This is a genomic window from Paenibacillus sp. GYB004 (assembly GCF_036577605.1).
Classification (GTDB): domain Bacteria; phylum Bacillota; class Bacilli; order Paenibacillales; family NBRC-103111; genus Paenibacillus_AB; species Paenibacillus_AB oceani.
In genome coordinates this window covers 112,556-130,983 of the sequence record NZ_JARBDB010000060.1, presented here as the reverse complement: position 1 = coordinate 130,983, position 18,428 = coordinate 112,556, and the positions used below count along the sequence as shown (strand labels likewise).

The window sequence follows — 18,428 nt, the reverse complement described above, 5'->3', positions numbered from 1 at the left end:
AGCACCCGGATTCGTGCAAGCTTCCCGGCGCAGGTTGCGGCCGGGGAGCCTTTGCACGGGCGGGGAAGGAAACCGGAGAAGGAATGCGGAGAAGGACGGCAGCTGGAACGAAGCAGGGAAACCATCTGAATAACGAAAGGTTAGGTGGTACGGGTATGAAACGATTCATTCGCAGGTCGGTCCTGCGAACCGTCGCGCTGGTGATGGCGGCGGTCCTGGTGTCAGGCGCTGTGCCGTTCGTTCCGGGACAGACGGTTACGGCCGAGGAGATTGCGGTACTGGAACCGGAAGCGGGAATGGAGACGCAAGTTGAAGTTGGAGCTGAAGCTGAACCTCAACCTGACCCTGAAGTTGAAGCAGAAGCAGTAACGGGAATTGAAGCGGAAGTTGAAGCGATTACGATGGAGGAAGCGGGGGACATGATGAGCATACAGCAAGCGCCCGAACTCCCGAACGGCGGATTCGAGGAGATCGCGGCCGGGCGGCCCGCCGGGTGGAGCTACATAAGCGGAGGCGTCGAATCTTCCACCGCCCAGGTGCGCGGGGGAGCCTACAGCGTGAAGCTGACCGATACCAGCTCGGCCAGCTCGACCGGGCTGCGCAGCGCCAAAATGCCGGCAACGGCCGGCCAGACGTATGAAGCGAGCGTGTATTCGTATAACCTCGAAGGCGTTTCCCAGCTTTATCTGGAATATTGGGACGCAAGCAATAACTACACGCAAATTTATATCGGCAGCAATTCTTCGCTGAACGGGTGGGGCCGCATCCAAGTGTCCGGCGTCGCCCCGGCCGGGACGGTTGCCGTAAGTCTCCGGTTATATCTGCATGTGGCGAACATAGGGTCCGCCTATTTCGACGACGCCTCCTTCAGCCAGGTGCTGACCGGTCCGCAGCCGGGACTGCTGAACGGCGGACTGGAGGAAGTCGATAACGGACGCCCGAAATATTGGGAGATGGCGGCTACGGCTCAGTTGTCCACCGAGCAGAAGCGGTCCGGCACCTACAGCGTCAAAATCAACGACCCGACCAGCACGGCCGGCGTTACGGTCCGGAGCCACCGGATTGCCGTCACGGCGGGACAGCGGTACGAATCGACCGTATGGTCGTACAATCTGCAGGGCGTGTCCCAGTTGTACCTGGAGTTTTGGGATGCGAACAACAACTATACGACGATTTTGACCGGAACCAACGATACGCTCAATGCCTGGAAGCAAATTCGGGTGGAAGGGTTGGCGCCGGAAGGAACGACTCAGGCAGCCGTCCGGTTTTATTTGCACAGCGCGAATATCGGAACGGCTTACTTCGACGATGCGGCGTTCCGCGAGTCGCCTGCCGTCCCGGTGCCGCAGCTGCAGAACGGGAGCTTCGAGCAGGTGGCGCAGAATAAGCCGGTCGGCTGGAAAGGGCTGAACGGCGACGTTCAATTGTCCGGCGATCAGACGAAAGACGGCGTGAACAGCGCGAAGATCGCGTATTCCGGCAGCGGAGCCGTCCCCGGCGTACGAAGCCATCCGGTAGCCGTAACGCCCGGAGAACGGTATGACGGCACGATCCATGTCTATACGACGTCAGGCGTTCCGGCGCTTCATCTGGATTATTGGGATGCGGACGAAACGCTGCTCGCCTCGGCAGCGGCCGAAGGCACGGGCGCCGGAACGTGGGAACCGCTGACCGCGGGCGGCATCGCGCCGGCCGGGGCGAAAAGCGTGACGCTCCGTCTGACGATGAACGCCTCGCAGGCCGGAGAAGCATACTTCGACGACGCTCTGCTGCGCCGTGCGGATACGACCGTCAATGCCAAAACGCGCACGACTTATTACACGCCGGCCAAAGTGGCGGCTGCCCGGAGCAACGTGCAGCAGTACAACTGGGCGGCCATCTTGAAGGACGGGGCCGTCGCCCGGGCAGACAAATATTTAGTCAAAGGGCTCGACTTCATCTGGAATATCGTCACAGGACCTAACTTGCCTCGAAGCTACGGCGTGAACCAGACGATCGGCAGTCCGATTACCGGCAGGGAGATCGATAAATTCGGCAACTATCCATACAAGGCCGATCCGATTAACGACCCTTGGAAAATCGTCGATCCGAGCAGCGGCTACAAATTCCCGACGAACGACTTCGGCGCGTACTATGAGAGCGGACTGGACGATCACGGCGTATTCCAGCCGAATCTGGCCGACCGCAGCCTGCTGGTTAATACGCTATATCCGGAGAAAGGTCCGGATTGGGGCGTCGACGACGGCTTCGGCTGGGTCGACGAGAACGGCCACCGCTATACGTTTATCGCCTATTACAATCACTGGTTCGTCTGGTATGGGAGCGGCATGATCCAGGATGCGATGCAAGGACTCCGCGACGCTTACCTGTACACCGGAGACGCCAAATACGCGCGGGCCGGATCGGTGCTGCTCGATCGGGTTGCCGACGTCTACCCCGAGATGGATACGATGAAGCATGACAAAACCGTCTTCCTCAATTCACACGGGGGCACGGGGCTCGGATACGCCGTCGGCTCGATCTGGGAGACGGGGCTGGTGAAAGATTTCATATCGGCCTATGACGCGTTTTTCCCGGCGATGAACGACACCCAGCTGACTTCGTTTCTGGAAGGGAAGCGAAATCTGTATAAGCTGATCAACAGCAAAAGCACCGGTGCGGGCATCAAACGGAACATCGAGGACGGTATCCTCCGCGAAGTGTTCCCGGGCGTGAAGGCGGCGCGAATCCGCGGCAACGACGGCATGCACCAAAGCGCGCTGGCGATGGCCGCAGTCGTGTACGACACGCTGCCCCAGACGAAGGAATGGCTTGACTTTACGTTCCAGTCGGGCGGCAATGTGTCGAGTCCTCCGGGCGTATCGGGCGGCAACATCCTGAACTCGCTGATCAGCGTCGTCGACCGCGACGGCAACGGGAACGAAGCGTCCCCGGGCTACAACATGCTCTGGCTGTCGACCCATCAACTGACGGCGGACATTCTGGAAGGCTACGATTTGTACCCGGAAGCGGATTTGTATGAAAACGTCAAGTTCCGCAAAATGTTCTCGGCCTTTTACCCGCTCATCTTAAGCGAGAAATATACGGCGAATATCGGGGATACTGGTTCGACCGGCAATCCGAGCATCTCGGTGAAGCTGACCGACATGGTCAAGGCGTTCTACAAGTTCGGAGATCCGGTCTACGCGCAGATGGCCTACTTCCTAAACAACAACCGCGCCGACGGCATCCATCTGGACGTCTTCTCGGCCAACCCGAACGCGATTGCGGAGCAGATCCGCAGCGTGATCGCCCAGCACGGCCCGCTTAACCTGGGCAGCGACAACTTGACGGGCTACGGCTTCGCCGCGCTTCGCGATGGAGCCAATGTGTTCAACAGCTTCGGACTGTCGTACGCATTCCCTTCGATGGACATCGCATACCAGAATACCGACGTGAAGCTGTTCGAAGCTTCGGGGACGGTGCAATTGGAAGCGAACAATCCCGGCGCCGACATTACGTTTGAATTTACCGTGACGAAGGCGGACGATTACGAGATCGATCTGCTGCCGTTCAAGGCGCCGACTTACGGGATCTACCGCATCTCGCTAGACGGTCAGCCTATGATGGACATGGATTTCTACGGTTCCAACTCGAACGACTTCATCGCGCTAGGCCGGAAGCAGCTGTCCGTTGGCACGCATCAGATCCGCTTCGAGAATATCGGTAAAAACGCCGCCTCCGGCAACTACAAGATGGGCGTCCGCAACTTGAACCTGCTCGACGAAACGGCTCGCCAGCAGCGCGATCAGGCAGGGGTCCAGGCGAACACGCTGCGCGATTTCTGGATGTATTACGGACGGAACACCGGCCACGGCCACCGCGATACGCTGAACCTGGGGGTTCACGCATTCGGGCTTGATCTGTCCCCGGATCTCGGATATCCCGAATTTGCCGACAGCATCGACATGCACCGCGCACAATGGGTGGTCAATACGATCAGCCATAATACGGTCGTGGTCGACAAAAAGAAGCAGTCGCCGCAGTTCATAGCCGAACCGAAGCATTTCGACGACGGCGGCATGGTGAAGCTGATCGACGTCGAAGCGCCGAAAGTATACACGCAGACCGATCTGTATAAACGGACTACCGCGATGATCAAGATCGACGACGCCAACTCGTATGCGGTCGACTTCTTCCGGGTGAAGGGCGGCAGCGACCACTATTTCAGCTTCCACGGAGCGGAAGGAACGGCAACCGCCGAGGGGCTTCAGCTCGTCCAGCAGCCTACGGGCACCTATGCCGGTCCGAATGTCGAATACGGCCAGCGGGTGGATGACGTGGCAGGTTCCGGCTATATGGGCAGCGGATTTCATTATTTGAAAAACGTTTCGCGGGATACGAGCCCGGCGGATACGTTCAGCATCGACTGGAAAGTAGTCGACACGTGGAAGGTGCTGCCGGCCCCGGCCGATATCCATCTGCGCCTGACGATGCTCGGACAGGTGGACGATGTGGCGCTGGCGGACGGCGTTCCGCCGCAGAACAAGCCGGGCAATCCGAAGGCGCTTCGCTATATGGTCGCCCACCGGAACGGAACCAACCTCGACAGCCTCTTCACCTCGGTGATCGAGCCGTACAAGGACAGCCGCACGATCGCTTCGATCGTACCGGCTGCGGTGAAAGCGGGAGGCCAGCCGGTAAGCGGCAACGACGTCAAAGCGGTGAAAGTGACGCTGGCAAACGGCCGCGTCGATTACATCGTCAGCGCCTTAAATACGGCTGTCGAATATACAATCGACGACAAGTTGCGGTTTAAAGGGTTTATGGGCGTTTATTCCGAACAGAACGGCCAAGAAGTATACCGCTACGTGCATGACGGCTCGTATATGGCGCTGGTCGGCGAGAATGCGCCAGATGCTGCCGGAGCGCTGCAGGGCACGGTGGTTACCTTCACGAAGACGCCGTCCGTTCAAAACGAGATCATCGTCGAGATGGACTTGACGGGCGCAACTCTGGAGCAATTGACGGGCAAAACAATCTATGTAGCAAACGACGGCGTCCGCAACGCGGCTTATCGGATTCAAGGCGCAGTGTCGCTCGGCTCTGGACAATATAAGCTCGACATCGGGGATATTACGCCGATCCGCTCGTTTGCAGATGCATATGATTTCAGCAAAGGTTATATCTACGATATGGCCGAAGGCGCCGCCTTCCGGATTCCGCTGACGAGGGCGTTATATCAGGTGCAGACCGTCGCGGCCGTGACGGGAAAGCAGCAGCAGGGCTGGTATACGTCGGAAGCGACAGTATCGCTCAGCGTATACGGCATGGCCGGCAGCGTCAGCTCATCGGTGTACAGTCTCGATGGCGGGACCAGCTGGCAGACGTATCATACGCCGTTCGCCTTAAGCGATAGCGGCACTCATGTCGTTCAGTTCCGTTCGACGGACGCTGTCGGCAACGACGAACCGGTCCAATCGGTAACCGTCCCTGTAGACCGGCTGGCTCCGGTTACGCAGGCGCAGACGAGCGCGGAAGCGGGCGCGGGGGGCTGGTACGCTTCGCCGGTATCTGTGGCGCTGACGGCCTCCGATGCGCATTCCGGAATAGCAGGAACGGAATATGCGTTGTCGGTGACGGGAAGCACGTATGGGCCGCAGGGCGGCTTCCAGCCTTACACCGGACCGATAGTGCTGCAGGACGGCAGCCATGTACTCCAGTTCCGTTCCGTCGATTTGGCCGGGAACACGGAACAGCTGCAAACGGTTGAAGTGAAGGTAGTGACGCTGGAGGGAATGAGTGCGAAGGTGGATTCGTACGCCGACAGCGGACATATCCAGGCAACGTTTGCCTCCCAGCTGAGCTACAGACTGTCGGTTATTAAGCTGCTCGTCAGTCAAGGCTCCGTGCAGACGGCGATCGATTATATGAACGATTTTCTGGCTTATATACGCGATCCGTCCGTACAGCAGCAAGGCTTGCTCTCAGGTAGAGCACTAGGGGATTTGGTTAGCAGCGCCCAGCACTGGATTCATGGGAACTGAACTGAGACGGTAATGTGAAGTGAGGCGATTGACTTGGCGGACAGCCGGTCAGTCGCTTCTTTTTTTGCTATTCGGCGTCCCGGAACGCGGATAACGGTCCAGGGATGCAAATGCCTGTGCAAAGGAGCCGGCATGGGAAGACGGTGCCGGGAAGCTTGGATTGATTCCAGCAGAGGAAAATTATTGGTTGCACAGACGCCCCTCAGTCTGTACATTTAGAAGTGAGATTTGACTATGGAGAGGGGTAAGAAACGAATGCTGCGAACGATCGAACTGGAGAATGCGCTGTTTCAGGGCGCGGTATCCTTGGAGCCTGTAGAAGGCGGGATCAAGCCGTGGAGAATCCCGTACAAGGATTATGTGCTGTATCCGCCGAACGGAATTAACAAAACGTCGGAAATATCGGCGGGGGTCCGCTTGCGGTTCGCCACCGATTCGGCCGTGATCCGGATTGAGCTCGCTCCTGTGCTGGCGGCCGTCGAGCTGGACCTCGTCATTGACGGAACGATTGTGCAGACATGCAAGCTGGCACAGGGGGATTCGTTTGCTGTTTTTGAAGGACTGCCGGGGCAAGACAGCGTTGTCGAGGTGTATGTGCCACAAAAAACGGCGACGATCGTGAAAGCGGTTGCGATCGAGGAAGGAGCGGATTTCCGCATTCCCGGGGACACCCGCCCCAGATGGATCGCGTACGGCAGCTCGATTACGCAGTGCAACGGGGCGTTCAGCCCGGCGCAGACATGGCCGGCTATCGTCGCGCGCCGTTTCGGCCTGCATCTGACCAGCCTCGGCTTCTCCGGCAACTGTCACCTGGAGCCGATGGTCGCCCGCCTGATCCGGGATCTGGACGCAGACATCATCTCGTTGTGTCTCGGCATTAACGTTTATGGTGGAAGCAGCTTGAACAGCCGGACGTTCCAGGCGGCGGCGATCGGCTTCGTGCAGCTCATTCGCGAGAAGCATCCGGACAAGCCGATCGCCGTCATGTCGCCGATCTGGTCGCCGCCGAGAGAAACTGCGAAAAATACGGCCGGGTTTACGCTTTGCGAGATGCGGGAGCAGATCAAGGAGGCGGTCGGGTTTATGGCGTCGCTGGGAGACGACCGGCTGCATTATGTGGACGGGTTGACCATATTCGACGATCAATTGGCCGAGCATCTGCCCGATCAGCTTCATCCGAACGGTAAAGGTTATGCGATCATGGGAGAAAACTACGGAACGACCGTCATGGAGCCGCTGCTGGCCCGTTACGGACTGTTACGCGGCCAGGAGGCCGTAAAGCCGTAACGTTGTTGGGGCAATCAAGATCATGCCGTCCGTCAACCGGACATGGAGGGACTTACCGATGAGCACATCCGAACTTGTCATGGAGCAAGCACGGCGGATCGAGGCCGATTTGATCGCCATTAGGCGGGAGCTGCACCGGTTTCCCGAGCTGAGCTTCGAGGAATCCCGGACAGCCGCCGCGGTAGCGGCGGAGCTGACCCGGCTCGGCCTGGAGCCGAGAACCGGCGTCGGCGGTCATGGCGTCGTTGCCGACCTGAAGGGCGGACGGGAAGGGCCGCTGATCGCCTTGCGCGCGGATATGGACGCCTTGCCGGTGACGGAGGAGACCGGGCTGCCGTTCAGCTCCGAACATCCCGGCGTTATGCATGCATGCGGCCACGATGTCCATACGTCGGTTCTCATTGGAGCTGTGAGGATTTTAACGGAACACCGGGCCGAGCTGAGCGGTACGGTGCGGTTTATTTTCCAGTCCGCCGAGGAAATACTGGCCGGGGCTAAGGCTATGATCGAGCAAGGAGTCATGGATAGGGTCGATGAGATCTACGGGCTCCACAATCTGCCCTCGCTGCCTGCCGGAACCGTATCGGTTAAGCCGGGGGTGCTGATGGGCTCCATCGACCGTCTGGAGATCCGGATCGAAGGCAAGGGCGGGCACGGCGGCTACCCGCATGCCTGCATCGACCCGATCGTCGCCGCATCGGCTGTCGTGATGGCGCTGCAGACAGCGGTAAGCCGGGAGATTCCGCCTACCCGGGGGGCGGTCGTCACGATCGGTACGATCCATGCCGGTACGGCCAACAATATTATTCCGGATACGGTGGAGCTGACCGGCACGGTGCGCAACCTCGACAACGAGTGGAGAGAGAAGATGCCGGGGGTCGTCGAGCGTATTGTCGCAGATACTTGCAAAGCTTACCGGTGCGAAGCGAAAGTAACGTATATCCGGCAAGTTCCGCCGGTGATGAACGACGAGACGTGCACCCGGCATGTCGTGGAGGCCGCCGACCGGCTGATCGGCAGAGAGAATCGCTTCGAGCCGGATCCGATGACGTACGGGGAAGATTTCGCGGAATATACCGAGTTCGCCAACGGCTGCTTCTTTTGGCTGGGCTCGGGTCCCCGGTCCGGCGCGGACGAGGCGGCGGGACTCCACAGTCCGAGATTTAATCCGGATGAGAGCTGCATCGGCCTAGGTGCAGCTATGCTGGCGGAGATTACGCTGCATCGTCTGTCTACCTGATCCGCAAAATCGTCAAACAGGCATAAGCGGGAAGCCAATCCCTTCCCTGCCAACCATCTAAGAGAGCTTCCGCCAGCGGCGACGCCGGACGGGCGGAGCTCTCTTTTTATATTTCATGCCGCCAATTGTTGATTTATTGTATGATTGTCCACCGGAACGTTTACGTAAGCAGCGTTTTTTGATACGATTTAGGCGTGAAACAAGCAAAAAGCCGCAATAAACGGCAGGGAGGCTCCTTGGATGTTAGTTCAGGAAAGACATAAATTAATCATTATGGAGTTGGAGTCCAAAGGCAACGTATCGGTAACCGAATTAAAATCGCTCTTGCAGGTTTCGCTCGATACCGTCCGCAGAGACTTAGCCCAATTGGAGAGCCTCGGAAAGCTTCAAAGGGTGCACGGCGGTGCGACATCCAAAAATAATGTGGTAACCAATCAAGCGTATCTTCAAAGGAAAATCTCCCTGATCGACAGAAAACAGGAACTGGCCGGATATGCCGTTGAACGGATTAAGGAAAATCAAGCGGTCTGCCTCAATGCGGGAACGACCAATATAGAAGTGGCCAAAAAGCTGGCGGCCCGGTTCGAACGGCTGACGATCATAAGCAATTCCTTGAAAGTAGTGGAATGTCTCGCACATAAGAAGGGATTTACGGTCATCCTGCTCGGCGGAATTCTGAATCACGACGAATATTCGCTGTACGGAAGGTCGATTGAAAACGAAATTGCGGGTTTCAATATCGACGTATCGTTCATTAGCATCAATGCCATCTCGCTGGAAAAAGGGCTGACGGATTTCAGGCAAGGGGAGTCGGATGTGATCAATGCGATGATCCGCAGCTCCAGACAATCGGTCGTGGTGGCCGATTCCAGCAAGTTTGAAACGGTATCGTACCTGAATATTTGCAGCCTGAAGCAGATCGATGCCATCATTACGGACAGTCAGATGGATGATACGCTGCGCGAGCAGTATATAGAAAACGGGGTTTCGATCGTGAACGCTTATCCAAACGGATAAGCGTTTTTTTATGCTTTGTTCACTTAATAAAACAGCAAAACAAAGCAATATCATGTAAATTATTTGTAAAATAACGCAAAAGTTATTGAATCGTCAAAGAATAGAGCTTATACTCAAGCTGCAACTCACCCAAACAGACAAGAGGAGTTATTAAAATGACTAGTAAAATCCGGGCCGTAGTATTGGATTGGGCGGGAACGGTAATCGATTATGGTTGTTTTGCACCGATGGAAGCTTTTATGAACTCGTTCGAGAGTGCGGGGGTTCCCATACGGGTAGAAGAAGCGAGAGCTCCGATGGGGTTGAAGAAGCGGGATCACATTCAAGCCATATTAAGCATGGAACGGGTCAAGCAAGCATGGATTCGTCAATATGGCGGAGAAGCGACCTTGTCCGATGTAGAGCGGTTGTACGAGTCATTCGAGTCGCTGTTGATGAAATCTTTGGAGAATTATACCGACCCCATCCCCGGAGTCGTTGAAACGATCGCCAGACTTAGAAGCTCGGGCATCCAAATCGGGTCTTCCACGGGTTATACGAAGACGATGATGCAAGTGGTGGCGCCGCAAGCCAAAAGCAAAGGATACGAGCCGGACTTTCGCATCGCCTCCGATGAAGTCAAGGCGGCGAGACCGTATCCCTATATGATTTATCGAAATATGGAGGAGCTCGGCGTGATGTCGGTTCGGACCGTCGTCAAGGTTGGAGATACGGTAACGGATGTGCTGGAGGGAAAGCATGCAGGCGTTTGGACGGTTGCCGTCGTTAAAGGGAGCAGCGAGCTTGGACTCACGCAAGAGGAAGTCCGGACGATGGAGCCGTCGGAGCTGGCGATTCGGATGGAGGAAGTGCGCGGCAGATTCGAACAAACGGGTGCGGATGCCGTAATCGACTCGATCGCAGAGCTTCCGGACATCGTCGAGGAATTGAATCTAAGATTGAAGGAAGAGGGGTTGCAAGCGTGAGTACGTTTTATAACCCGGTCACGGTTTATAGCGGCAACGAGTCTGTCGCGCTGTTTCTAACGGATCTTACCAAGCGGCTTGCACCGGGGGCAGACCGGATCCTGCTGTTGACTCGAGGCGGCGGCGTCGAAGGCAGCCCCTGTCTAGCTTCTCTATACAACTGGCTGCAAGGTTACAACGTGACAAGCATAGAAATCCAGATTGCCAACCCTGACGTTAATGACATCTGGGAGTTAAAGAACCGGCTGGAGGGCGCGGATTATCAGCTCGTGATCGCCATCGGCGGCGGCAGCGTCATGGACGTGGCGAAGGTGCTTTCGGCTTTTCAAGGCATCTCGCTGGAGACGAAGGATGCGTTCAGGGAAGCTATCATCGATAAGACCTATCGAAGACAGGAACGATATGCGCCGTGGATCGGCATACCGACCACATCGGGGACGGGGTCGGAAGTAACAAGCTGGGCCACCGTCTGGGACGAAGAAAGGGGAGTGAAGTATTCCGTTGACGATCCGCGGTTATACGCCAGCGCAGCCATAATTTTGCCCGAGCTTGCCGCTTCTATGCCGCTGCAGTTAAGCGTGTCTACCGCTCTCGATGCGCTCAGTCATGCGGTGGAAGCGTACTGGTCGGTTCGCACGAACCCGATTACGAGACTTTACTCGCTGCAGGCGATCGAACGGATCATGGAGGCGCTCCCGCAGTTGAAGGAAGATCCGGCGAGCGAAAAGCTGAGGGAGCAGCTGGCGTATGCGAGCCTGTACGCCGGACTGGCATTCAGCAATACGAGAACGACGGCTTGTCACTCCATTTCTTACCCTTTGACGATGCTGTATGGGATCGAGCACGGTATAGCGACGAGTATTACGATAGGTTCCATATTATCCCTCAATAAGGAAAGACTAATAGATTCTCACAGACTGCTTAAGGCGTTTTGCGCGGATTGCGTGGAGGACGTTCAACAAATTATTTTCGATATCTATAGGCTTTATGGGATTCCAACCCGTCTTCGGGATTACGGCGTCACTGCCGACAGCACCACTGAGATTGTGAAGCGGGCGTACACAAAAGGACGAATGGACAACAATCCGATCGAAATGACCGAACAGGACGTGCATGACGTGCTTCAATCGCTGTTGTAAAACTGCTTCCAATTCACTGTGCCTATAATGGGAGGATTCGAAATGAAAACAGTCAAAAAGAGCGTTTCCCTGCTGGTGTTGTCATCTCTTGTATTCACTGCGGCTTGCAGCAGCAAGACGGGCGGTCAGGATAGCGGCAAGGATACGAAGCCGGTCAACCTGGGTAAGTATGAAGAGCCCGTAACGATGAGCATCGGCTACGTGATGAATCAGGACAGCAAATGGCCGTCAGGCTCGAACGATTCGTTTACGGACAATCGTTATACCCGCTGGTTTGAGGAGAATTTGAACATCAAGTTTAACTATGCGTTTCAAATTCCGGGCGGAGGTTACGACCAGAAAGTCAATCTGCTTATCTCGGGCAACGACATTCCCGATTTTATGCGCGTGAACGAGGCGCAGTTCAAGCTGCTTGCGGAATCGGACATGCTGGAAGATTTGACGAACGTGTACGAGAGCTATGCTTCGCCGCTTCTAAAAGAAGTGATTGGCGGATTCGGCAACCAGTTGACCAACCGGGTGACCTCTAACGGCAAGCTGCTCGGCATCCCCTCGACCATCCCGGCGCATGACAGCGACCCCGTCGTATGGATCCGCAAAGACTGGCTGGACAAAGTCGGAATCAACCTGCCGCTCGGCATCACGATCGATGACGTCGAGAAAGTTGCAAAAGCGTTTATCGAACAAGATCCGGATCAAAACGGTGTAAAAGATACGTACGGTATCATGAGTACCTCGAATTTTGTGACGAATTCTACCGGCAATAATTCGCTGGACGCCTACTTTACTTCTCTCCGGGCTTATCCGAAATTTTGGACGAAGGACAAAAACGGCGATATTGTCTACGGTTCGACGACAAGCGAGACGAAGCAGGCGCTGGGTAAAATGCGCGAATGGTATGCGGCAGGGCTGATCGACAAAGAATTCGGAACGATCAAACCCGACCAGTTTGCCAAAGGAAACAGTGCGGGCAAAGCGGGTATCTCGACAGGAGCCACCTGGTCGCCGATGAGCGCATTGGCCGACTCGGTCAAGAACGATCCGAAAGCGGAATGGAAAGCGCATATGATCTTGTCGCAGGACGGCAACTATTATCCGAGGCAGCCCGACCCGCTCGGAACGATCTATGTCGTCAAAAAAGGCGCCAAACATCCGGAAGCGCTGCTGAAAATGATCAATGTAGCCGCCGAGATCGATAACAACCGACCGAGTTCCCCGCAGCTGTATGCGGACAGTCCAGGTACGAACTGGAACGTGCGCCCGATGCAGGCGACCTACCGGCTGAAAACAACGCTTAAAGATCGTTTTCAAAGGTTTCAAGATACAGCGGCCGGAAAGCTGAAAAAAGTGGATCTCCCTCCGGCCGATGTAAGCATATTCGACAATTACAGCAAAGGCTGGGATGCTATTAAAAGCGTTCCGCAAGATTGGGCTTACACCGCTTACCAGTTCTTAGGCGGTCAAATTGTACTGGATCCGCGCAACAAGGAAGTGTACAGCCAATTTTACGGCAGCACCAAAACGATGGAACTGAAATGGGCGAATTTGTCCAAGCTGGAAAATGAAGCCTTTGTCCAGATCATTACCGGCAACAAGCCGCTTGAGTACTTCGACACCTTCGTCTCGGAATGGAACAAACAAGGCGGAGACGAGATTACGCAAGAAGTCCGGAAAGCGGCGAAAGGCTCGGGCACTTGATGCGGGGCGGTGAACGCGGATGAGAAACTGGAACGTACAATGGAATTATCATGCGATGCTGCTCCCGGGCATGGCGATACTGGCGGTATTCAGCTTTTATCCGATGTTCGGCGCGGTGATCGCGTTCAAAAAGTTTCTTCCGGCCAAGGGGATTTGGGGATCCCCTTGGGTCGGTCTAGACAATATTTTATTCATGTTCCAAATATCGGACAGCAAGATCATTTTCTTCAACACGATCTATATTGCCGTTATGAAAATCATTGCCGGTCTGATTGTGCCTATCCTGTTTGCGCTCCTATTGAATGAAATCCGGAATCGCTACTTGAAGCGCTGGGTTCAAACGATCGTCTACTTGCCGCATTTCATGTCGTGGGTGCTGCTATCCGTCATTTTGCTTAACCTGTTGTCGCTCAAGGGAATCGTCAATCAAGTGATCGCGTTTTTCGGCTTCGAGCCGATCCTGTTTTTCGGCAGCAATACGTGGTTCCCGCTCGTTCTAGTCGGCAGCGACGTATGGAAAGATTTCGGGTTTTCGGCCATCGTGTATTTAGCCGCTCTTACCGCGATTAATCCGGCGCTATATGAGGCGGCGGATATCGACGGCGCCACCCGATGGGACAAGCTGGTTCATGTGACGTTACCGTCGATTACCCCCACGATTGTTCTGCTGACCACACTGTCGTTAGGGAATGTCCTGAACGCCGGATTCGAGCAAATCCTGAACATGTACAACCCGCTCGTCTATGCTTCAGGTGATGTAATCGACACGTATGTGTACCGGGTCGGTCTGGTTCAGATGCAGTACGGAATCGCCAGCGCAGTCGGTCTGATGAAATCGCTGGTCAGCTTTGTACTCATCGTGATGTCCTATTTGTTGGCTGCTCGTTATGCAAACTACCGGATATTCTAGAGAGCGGGGAGATCCTTTGATTGTCCACGGCAATAGGCTAGGCACAAAAATCACGGATACGGCCATTATCGTTATTGTAGTTCTTATCGCGTTTCTGTCGTTATTTCCGATCTTAAATACGGTGTCGGTATCCTTTAGCGATAAGGCTGCCGTTACTTCGGGCGCAGTGACTTTATTTCCGATCGGGTTCAGCTTTTATAACTATCAAACTTTGATGCAGGATACGCAGTTTTTTCAATCGTTCATGGTTTCTCTGCAGAGAGTATTGCTGGGCGGAGCTTTGCAGTTTCTGATCACAGTACTCATGGCTTTTCCTTTATCGAGGGACAGCAGCAAGTTTAAAGGACGGAACGTGTACATGTGGGCGGTTGTGTTTGCGATGATCTTTTCCGGCGGCCTGATCCCTTGGTACTTGACGGTAAAAGCGGTCGGATTGATCGACACGATCTGGGCTCTCGTTCTGCCAGGAGCGGTTCCGGTGTTTAATGTCATTCTATTGATGAACTTTTTCCGCAGCTTGCCCAAAGAACTGGATGAAGCTTCGGCGATGGACGGTGCCGGACCGTGGTACTTGCTGCTGAACATCTACATTCCTCTCTCGCTTCCGGCACTTGCGACCGTGACTTTGTTCAGTGTAGTCGGGCATTGGAACGCTTTTTTCGACGGCCTGCTGCTGATCCATTCTCCGGAGAAAATGCCGCTGCAAACGTATATCAACTCCTTCCTGCTTCAGCCGGCTCAGTTGGAAGGACTCGATCCGGAGCAGTTGAAGATTATGATGCAAACGTCCGACCAAGGACTAAATGCCGCTAAAGTCATGGTCAGCATGATCCCGATCCTTCTCATTTATCCGTTGCTGCAGCGGTACTTTATACACGGGATCGTGCTTGGTTCGGTAAAAGAGTAACAATCTCGCGAATGAGATCATGAATCTAAGGTGGGATAATGCAGAATGTCACAGCCGGTTATCCGATTCGGCATTATGGCCGATGTTCATCAAGACCTGATGTATAACGCAGAGAAACGGTTACAGGAATTCATCCTCCGCATGAATGCGGAGAAGGTAGACTTTATTATTCAATTGGGCGATTTTTGCCATCCGATTCCGGAAAACGTACCCTTTCTGTCGATATGGAATGAGTTTAACGGACCGCGCTATCATGTGCTCGGCAATCACGATATGGATAAAAACGATAAAAAGACCGTCATGAGCTTTATCGGCATGGATCGGAGCTATTATTCCTTTGATCGGGGCCTGTATCATTTCGTCGTTCTGGACGCCAATTATATCAAGCCGGACGACGCATATGTGGACTATGAACACGGCAATTACGTCAAACATCCGAGCTGCATCGACCATATATCCGCCGAACAGCTGGAATGGCTGGGGCAAGATCTGGCTGACACGAATAAACCTACATTGATCTTCAGTCACCAGAACCTGGACGACTCGGAACTGGGCATTAAAAACGGGGCAGAGTTGCGGGCTGTTCTTCGTAAGGCCAATGAAGCCGCCGGTTTTCGCAAAGTGGTCGCCTGCCTGAACGGCCACAATCATCTGGACGGCGTCAAAGTCATCGACAATATTTATTACATTCATATCAACAGCATGTCGTACTACTACATGGGTCCTACGTTCAACGTAATTCGCTATTCCGAAGCGCTTACGAAAGAATATCCGATTCTTGCGCAGTCGGCGCCTTATGAGGAGTCGCTTTATGCGATCGTTACGCTCGAACCCGGGCTTCTGACCATCGAAGGCAAGGAAAGCGGATTTGTCGGGCCGGCTCCGATCGATTGCGGCCATGTGAATACAGCCGGCGGCCACCGGGTGACCGCGAACATATCCAGCCGCAAGTTGAAGTACTGACCGTACACCCGCATCGCGAATGATGCGGGTGTAACAATGATTATACTTATTTTTTCTCGGGGAGAACGATTGACAGACGAAATCCGGCCGTGATAACGTTACAGATAGGTTCGAATCACTTGTTTCCCGGAAAGGAGAAGCCAATATGCTCCGTATGGAATTCCGTCAACGCGCAGATCAACAACGCTTTATCCGGAATTTCAATACAGGCGGCGTGGCTTCCTTGGCAGCCGGGAGATCAGGTCGGACGCGGTAATCGCGGTCCGGTGCTCTGCCGTACTTCGAGGCGCAGGTCACGTTAGGCTCGTGGCGTACGTCTTTCGTTTCCTATAACGAAGCACATCGCTCTCGGGCGGTGTGTTTTTTTTGGTTTACCAGGGAGTGGCTCTATCGGTAAACGCCAGCGTCAAAGACGCCGGTAGGCGTTTATTCTTGGTTGATGGAGAAGGGAGGCATACACGAAGCCGGCGCTGGACCGGCTCAGGCGGGCCCTAAGGAGAGGAGCGTAGAGAGAGATGCTGTCGGTACTGCACAAGCTAGGCTGGTTTTTCAAATTGGAACGGAAGAGGTATATTTTCGCGATCGCGCTGCTGATCATAGCGGGGATTCTGGAGATCATACCGCCGATGATCGTCGGGCAATCGATCGATGCGATTCAGAGTGGCGCGCTGACCTGGGAGAAGATTACGGTCACGCTGCTGATTATGCTGGGCATTACGCTCATTGCGTACATTACGAACTATTATTGGCAATACAAACTGTTCGGCGGGGCGTTCGTGCTGGAACGGATGCAGCGTTCCTTGCTCATGAGGCACTTTTTGAAGATGACGCCTTCGTTCTACGAACGGAACCGGACCGGCGATCTGATGGCGCTGGCGACCAACGACTTGCAGGCGGTCTCGCAAACGGCGGGCTTCGGCATCCTGACCTTTCTGGATTCGACGATCTGGATGGCGACGCTGCTCGTCACGATGGTGTTTTTCGTCTCGTGGAAGCTTACGCTGGCGGCGATCCTGCCTCTGCCGATCATGGCGGTGCTGGTCAGTCTGTACGGCAAATGGATTCATAAGCGGTTCATGGACGCGCAGGACGCATTCGGCCATATGAACGACGGGGTGCTTGAGACGATATCCGGCATTCGTGTCATCCGCGCCTACGTGCAGGAGCGCGAGGCGGAGAAGCGGTTTGCCGCCGTAACCGGAGACGTGCTGGACAAAAATATCGCGGTCGTTCGCATCGACGCCTTGTTCGAGCCGACGATGAAAATATTAACCGGCGCGAGCTACCTGATCGGTCTCGGCTACGGCGCCTACCTCGTCTACAACAGCGAATTGACGATCGGCGGACTTGTTGCGTTTAACGTCTATTTGGGGATGCTGATCTGGCCGATGTTCGCGATCGGCGAGCTGATCAATATTATGCAGCGGGGCAGCGCTTCGCTGGACCGGGTTGGGGTGGCGCTGGGTTCGAAGCAGGACGTTCCGCCTCCTGCGGTTCCGGTAACGGTCGATGCACCCGAGAAAATCGAGTTCAATCATGTAACGTTCCGTTATCCGTCCTCGCCGGTCGATAATTTGCGCGACGTGACGATCACGCTGGAGCCGGGCACAACACTGGGCATCGTGGGCCGGACGGGAAGCGGCAAGACGACGCTGATCAAGCAGCTGCTGCGGGAATATCCGCCGGGAGAAGGGACGGTATCCATCTCCGGCACGCCGATCGAAGCGATCGCGCCTGAACAGTTGAAGTCGTGGTACGGCTACGTGCCGCAGGAGCACTTCCTGTTCTCCCGCACGGTACGCACGAACATCGCATTCGGCAGCCGGACCGGCGGTGCCTCGACGGAGGAACTGGAGAAGGCGATCGCCGTGTCAGCGCTGCGCAAAGATATGAGCTTCCTTCCGAAAGGGCTGGAGACGATGGTCGGGGAGAAAGGCGTATCGCTCTCCGGAGGCCAGAAGCAGCGTGCCTCGATTGCCCGGGCGCTCGTATCCGATCCGCCGATTCTGATGCTGGACGACGCGCTGTCGGCTGTCGATTCGCGCACCGAGGCGGAGATCGTGGCGAACATCCGCACGGCGAGAGCCGGCAAGACGACGCTGATCGCCACGCACCGGCTGTCCGCCATTCAGCATGCGGACTGGATCGTCGTTATGGATGGGGGACGGATCGCCGAGCAAGGAACGCACGACGATCTCATCCGGCTCGGCGGCTGGTATAAGGAGCAGTATGAGGTGCAGCAACTGGAGATGAAACGGACCGGAGGGGAGTGAAAC

Annotated in this window: 11 protein-coding genes; all 11 read left to right on the top strand. The window is 55.4% G+C overall.

Annotation, left to right across the window (positions count from 1 at the left end; genetic code table 11):
* The first annotated feature begins 155 nt into the window (after positions 1 to 155).
* The 11 genes from PV433_RS26465 to PV433_RS26415 all read left to right on the top strand — a co-directional run bounded on the left by PV433_RS26465 (position 156) and on the right by PV433_RS26415 (position 18,425).
* Positions 156 to 6,026, top strand: a complete 5,871-nt coding sequence (locus PV433_RS26465) for an OmpL47-type beta-barrel domain-containing protein (protein ID WP_332075034.1) — start codon at positions 156 to 158, stop codon at positions 6,024 to 6,026.
* A gap of 255 nt (positions 6,027 to 6,281) precedes the next feature.
* Positions 6,282 to 7,313: an SGNH/GDSL hydrolase family protein gene (locus PV433_RS26460; protein ID WP_332075033.1), complete on the top strand. Its 1,032-nt coding sequence runs from the start codon at positions 6,282 to 6,284 to the stop codon at positions 7,311 to 7,313.
* Positions 7,314 to 7,371: 58 nt separating this feature from the next.
* Positions 7,372 to 8,553, top strand: coding sequence for a M20 metallopeptidase family protein (locus PV433_RS26455; protein ID WP_332075032.1), 1,182 nt, complete (start codon positions 7,372 to 7,374; stop codon positions 8,551 to 8,553).
* 240 nt (positions 8,554 to 8,793) lie between these two features.
* Entirely contained in the window at positions 8,794 to 9,570 is a 777-nt protein-coding gene (locus PV433_RS26450; protein WP_332075031.1) for a DeoR/GlpR family DNA-binding transcription regulator, read from the top strand.
* A gap of 155 nt (positions 9,571 to 9,725) precedes the next feature.
* Positions 9,726 to 10,535, top strand: coding sequence for a phosphonoacetaldehyde hydrolase (gene phnX, locus PV433_RS26445; RefSeq protein WP_332075030.1), 810 nt, complete (start codon positions 9,726 to 9,728; stop codon positions 10,533 to 10,535).
* Positions 10,532 to 11,674, top strand: coding sequence for a phosphonoacetaldehyde reductase (locus tag PV433_RS26440; RefSeq protein ID WP_332075029.1), 1,143 nt, complete (start codon positions 10,532 to 10,534; stop codon positions 11,672 to 11,674). Before phnX ends, PV433_RS26440 begins: the two co-directional genes overlap by 4 nt.
* A 42-nt stretch (positions 11,675 to 11,716) precedes the next feature.
* On the top strand, positions 11,717 to 13,372 hold the full coding sequence (locus PV433_RS26435; RefSeq protein ID WP_332075028.1) for an extracellular solute-binding protein: 1,656 nt from the start codon (positions 11,717 to 11,719) through the stop codon (positions 13,370 to 13,372).
* A 19-nt stretch (positions 13,373 to 13,391) separates the two neighbouring features.
* A complete protein-coding gene (locus PV433_RS26430; protein WP_332075027.1) occupies positions 13,392 to 14,282 on the top strand; it encodes an ABC transporter permease in 891 nt (296 codons plus the stop codon).
* A gap of 16 nt (positions 14,283 to 14,298) precedes the next feature.
* Entirely contained in the window at positions 14,299 to 15,189 is an 891-nt protein-coding gene (locus PV433_RS26425) for a carbohydrate ABC transporter permease (RefSeq protein ID WP_332075026.1), read from the top strand.
* A 45-nt stretch (positions 15,190 to 15,234) separates the two neighbouring features.
* On the top strand, positions 15,235 to 16,152 hold the full coding sequence (locus tag PV433_RS26420; RefSeq protein WP_332075025.1) for a metallophosphoesterase family protein: 918 nt from the start codon (positions 15,235 to 15,237) through the stop codon (positions 16,150 to 16,152).
* 515 nt (positions 16,153 to 16,667) lie between these two features.
* Positions 16,668 to 18,425, top strand: a complete 1,758-nt coding sequence (locus PV433_RS26415; RefSeq protein ID WP_332075024.1) for an ABC transporter ATP-binding protein — start codon at positions 16,668 to 16,670, stop codon at positions 18,423 to 18,425.
* Positions 18,426 to 18,428 lie beyond the last annotated feature (3 nt).

Bases quoted from the DNA above. Each gene is read 5' to 3' on its own strand.
- PV433_RS26465 (WP_332075034.1), top strand. From the start codon at position 156: ATGAAACGATTCATTCGCAGGTCGGTCCTGCGAACCGTCGCGCTGGTG.
- PV433_RS26460 (WP_332075033.1), top strand. From the start codon at position 6,282: ATGCTGCGAACGATCGAACTGGAGAATGCGCTGTTTCAGGGCGCGGTA.
- PV433_RS26455 (WP_332075032.1), top strand. From the start codon at position 7,372: ATGAGCACATCCGAACTTGTCATGGAGCAAGCACGGCGGATCGAGGCC.
- PV433_RS26450 (WP_332075031.1), top strand. From the start codon at position 8,794: ATGTTAGTTCAGGAAAGACATAAATTAATCATTATGGAGTTGGAGTCC.
- phnX (WP_332075030.1), top strand. From the start codon at position 9,726: ATGACTAGTAAAATCCGGGCCGTAGTATTGGATTGGGCGGGAACGGTA.
- PV433_RS26435 (WP_332075028.1), top strand. From the start codon at position 11,717: ATGAAAACAGTCAAAAAGAGCGTTTCCCTGCTGGTGTTGTCATCTCTT.
- PV433_RS26430 (WP_332075027.1), top strand. From the start codon at position 13,392: ATGAGAAACTGGAACGTACAATGGAATTATCATGCGATGCTGCTCCCG.
- PV433_RS26420 (WP_332075025.1), top strand. From the start codon at position 15,235: ATGTCACAGCCGGTTATCCGATTCGGCATTATGGCCGATGTTCATCAA.
- PV433_RS26415 (WP_332075024.1), top strand. From the start codon at position 16,668: ATGCTGTCGGTACTGCACAAGCTAGGCTGGTTTTTCAAATTGGAACGG.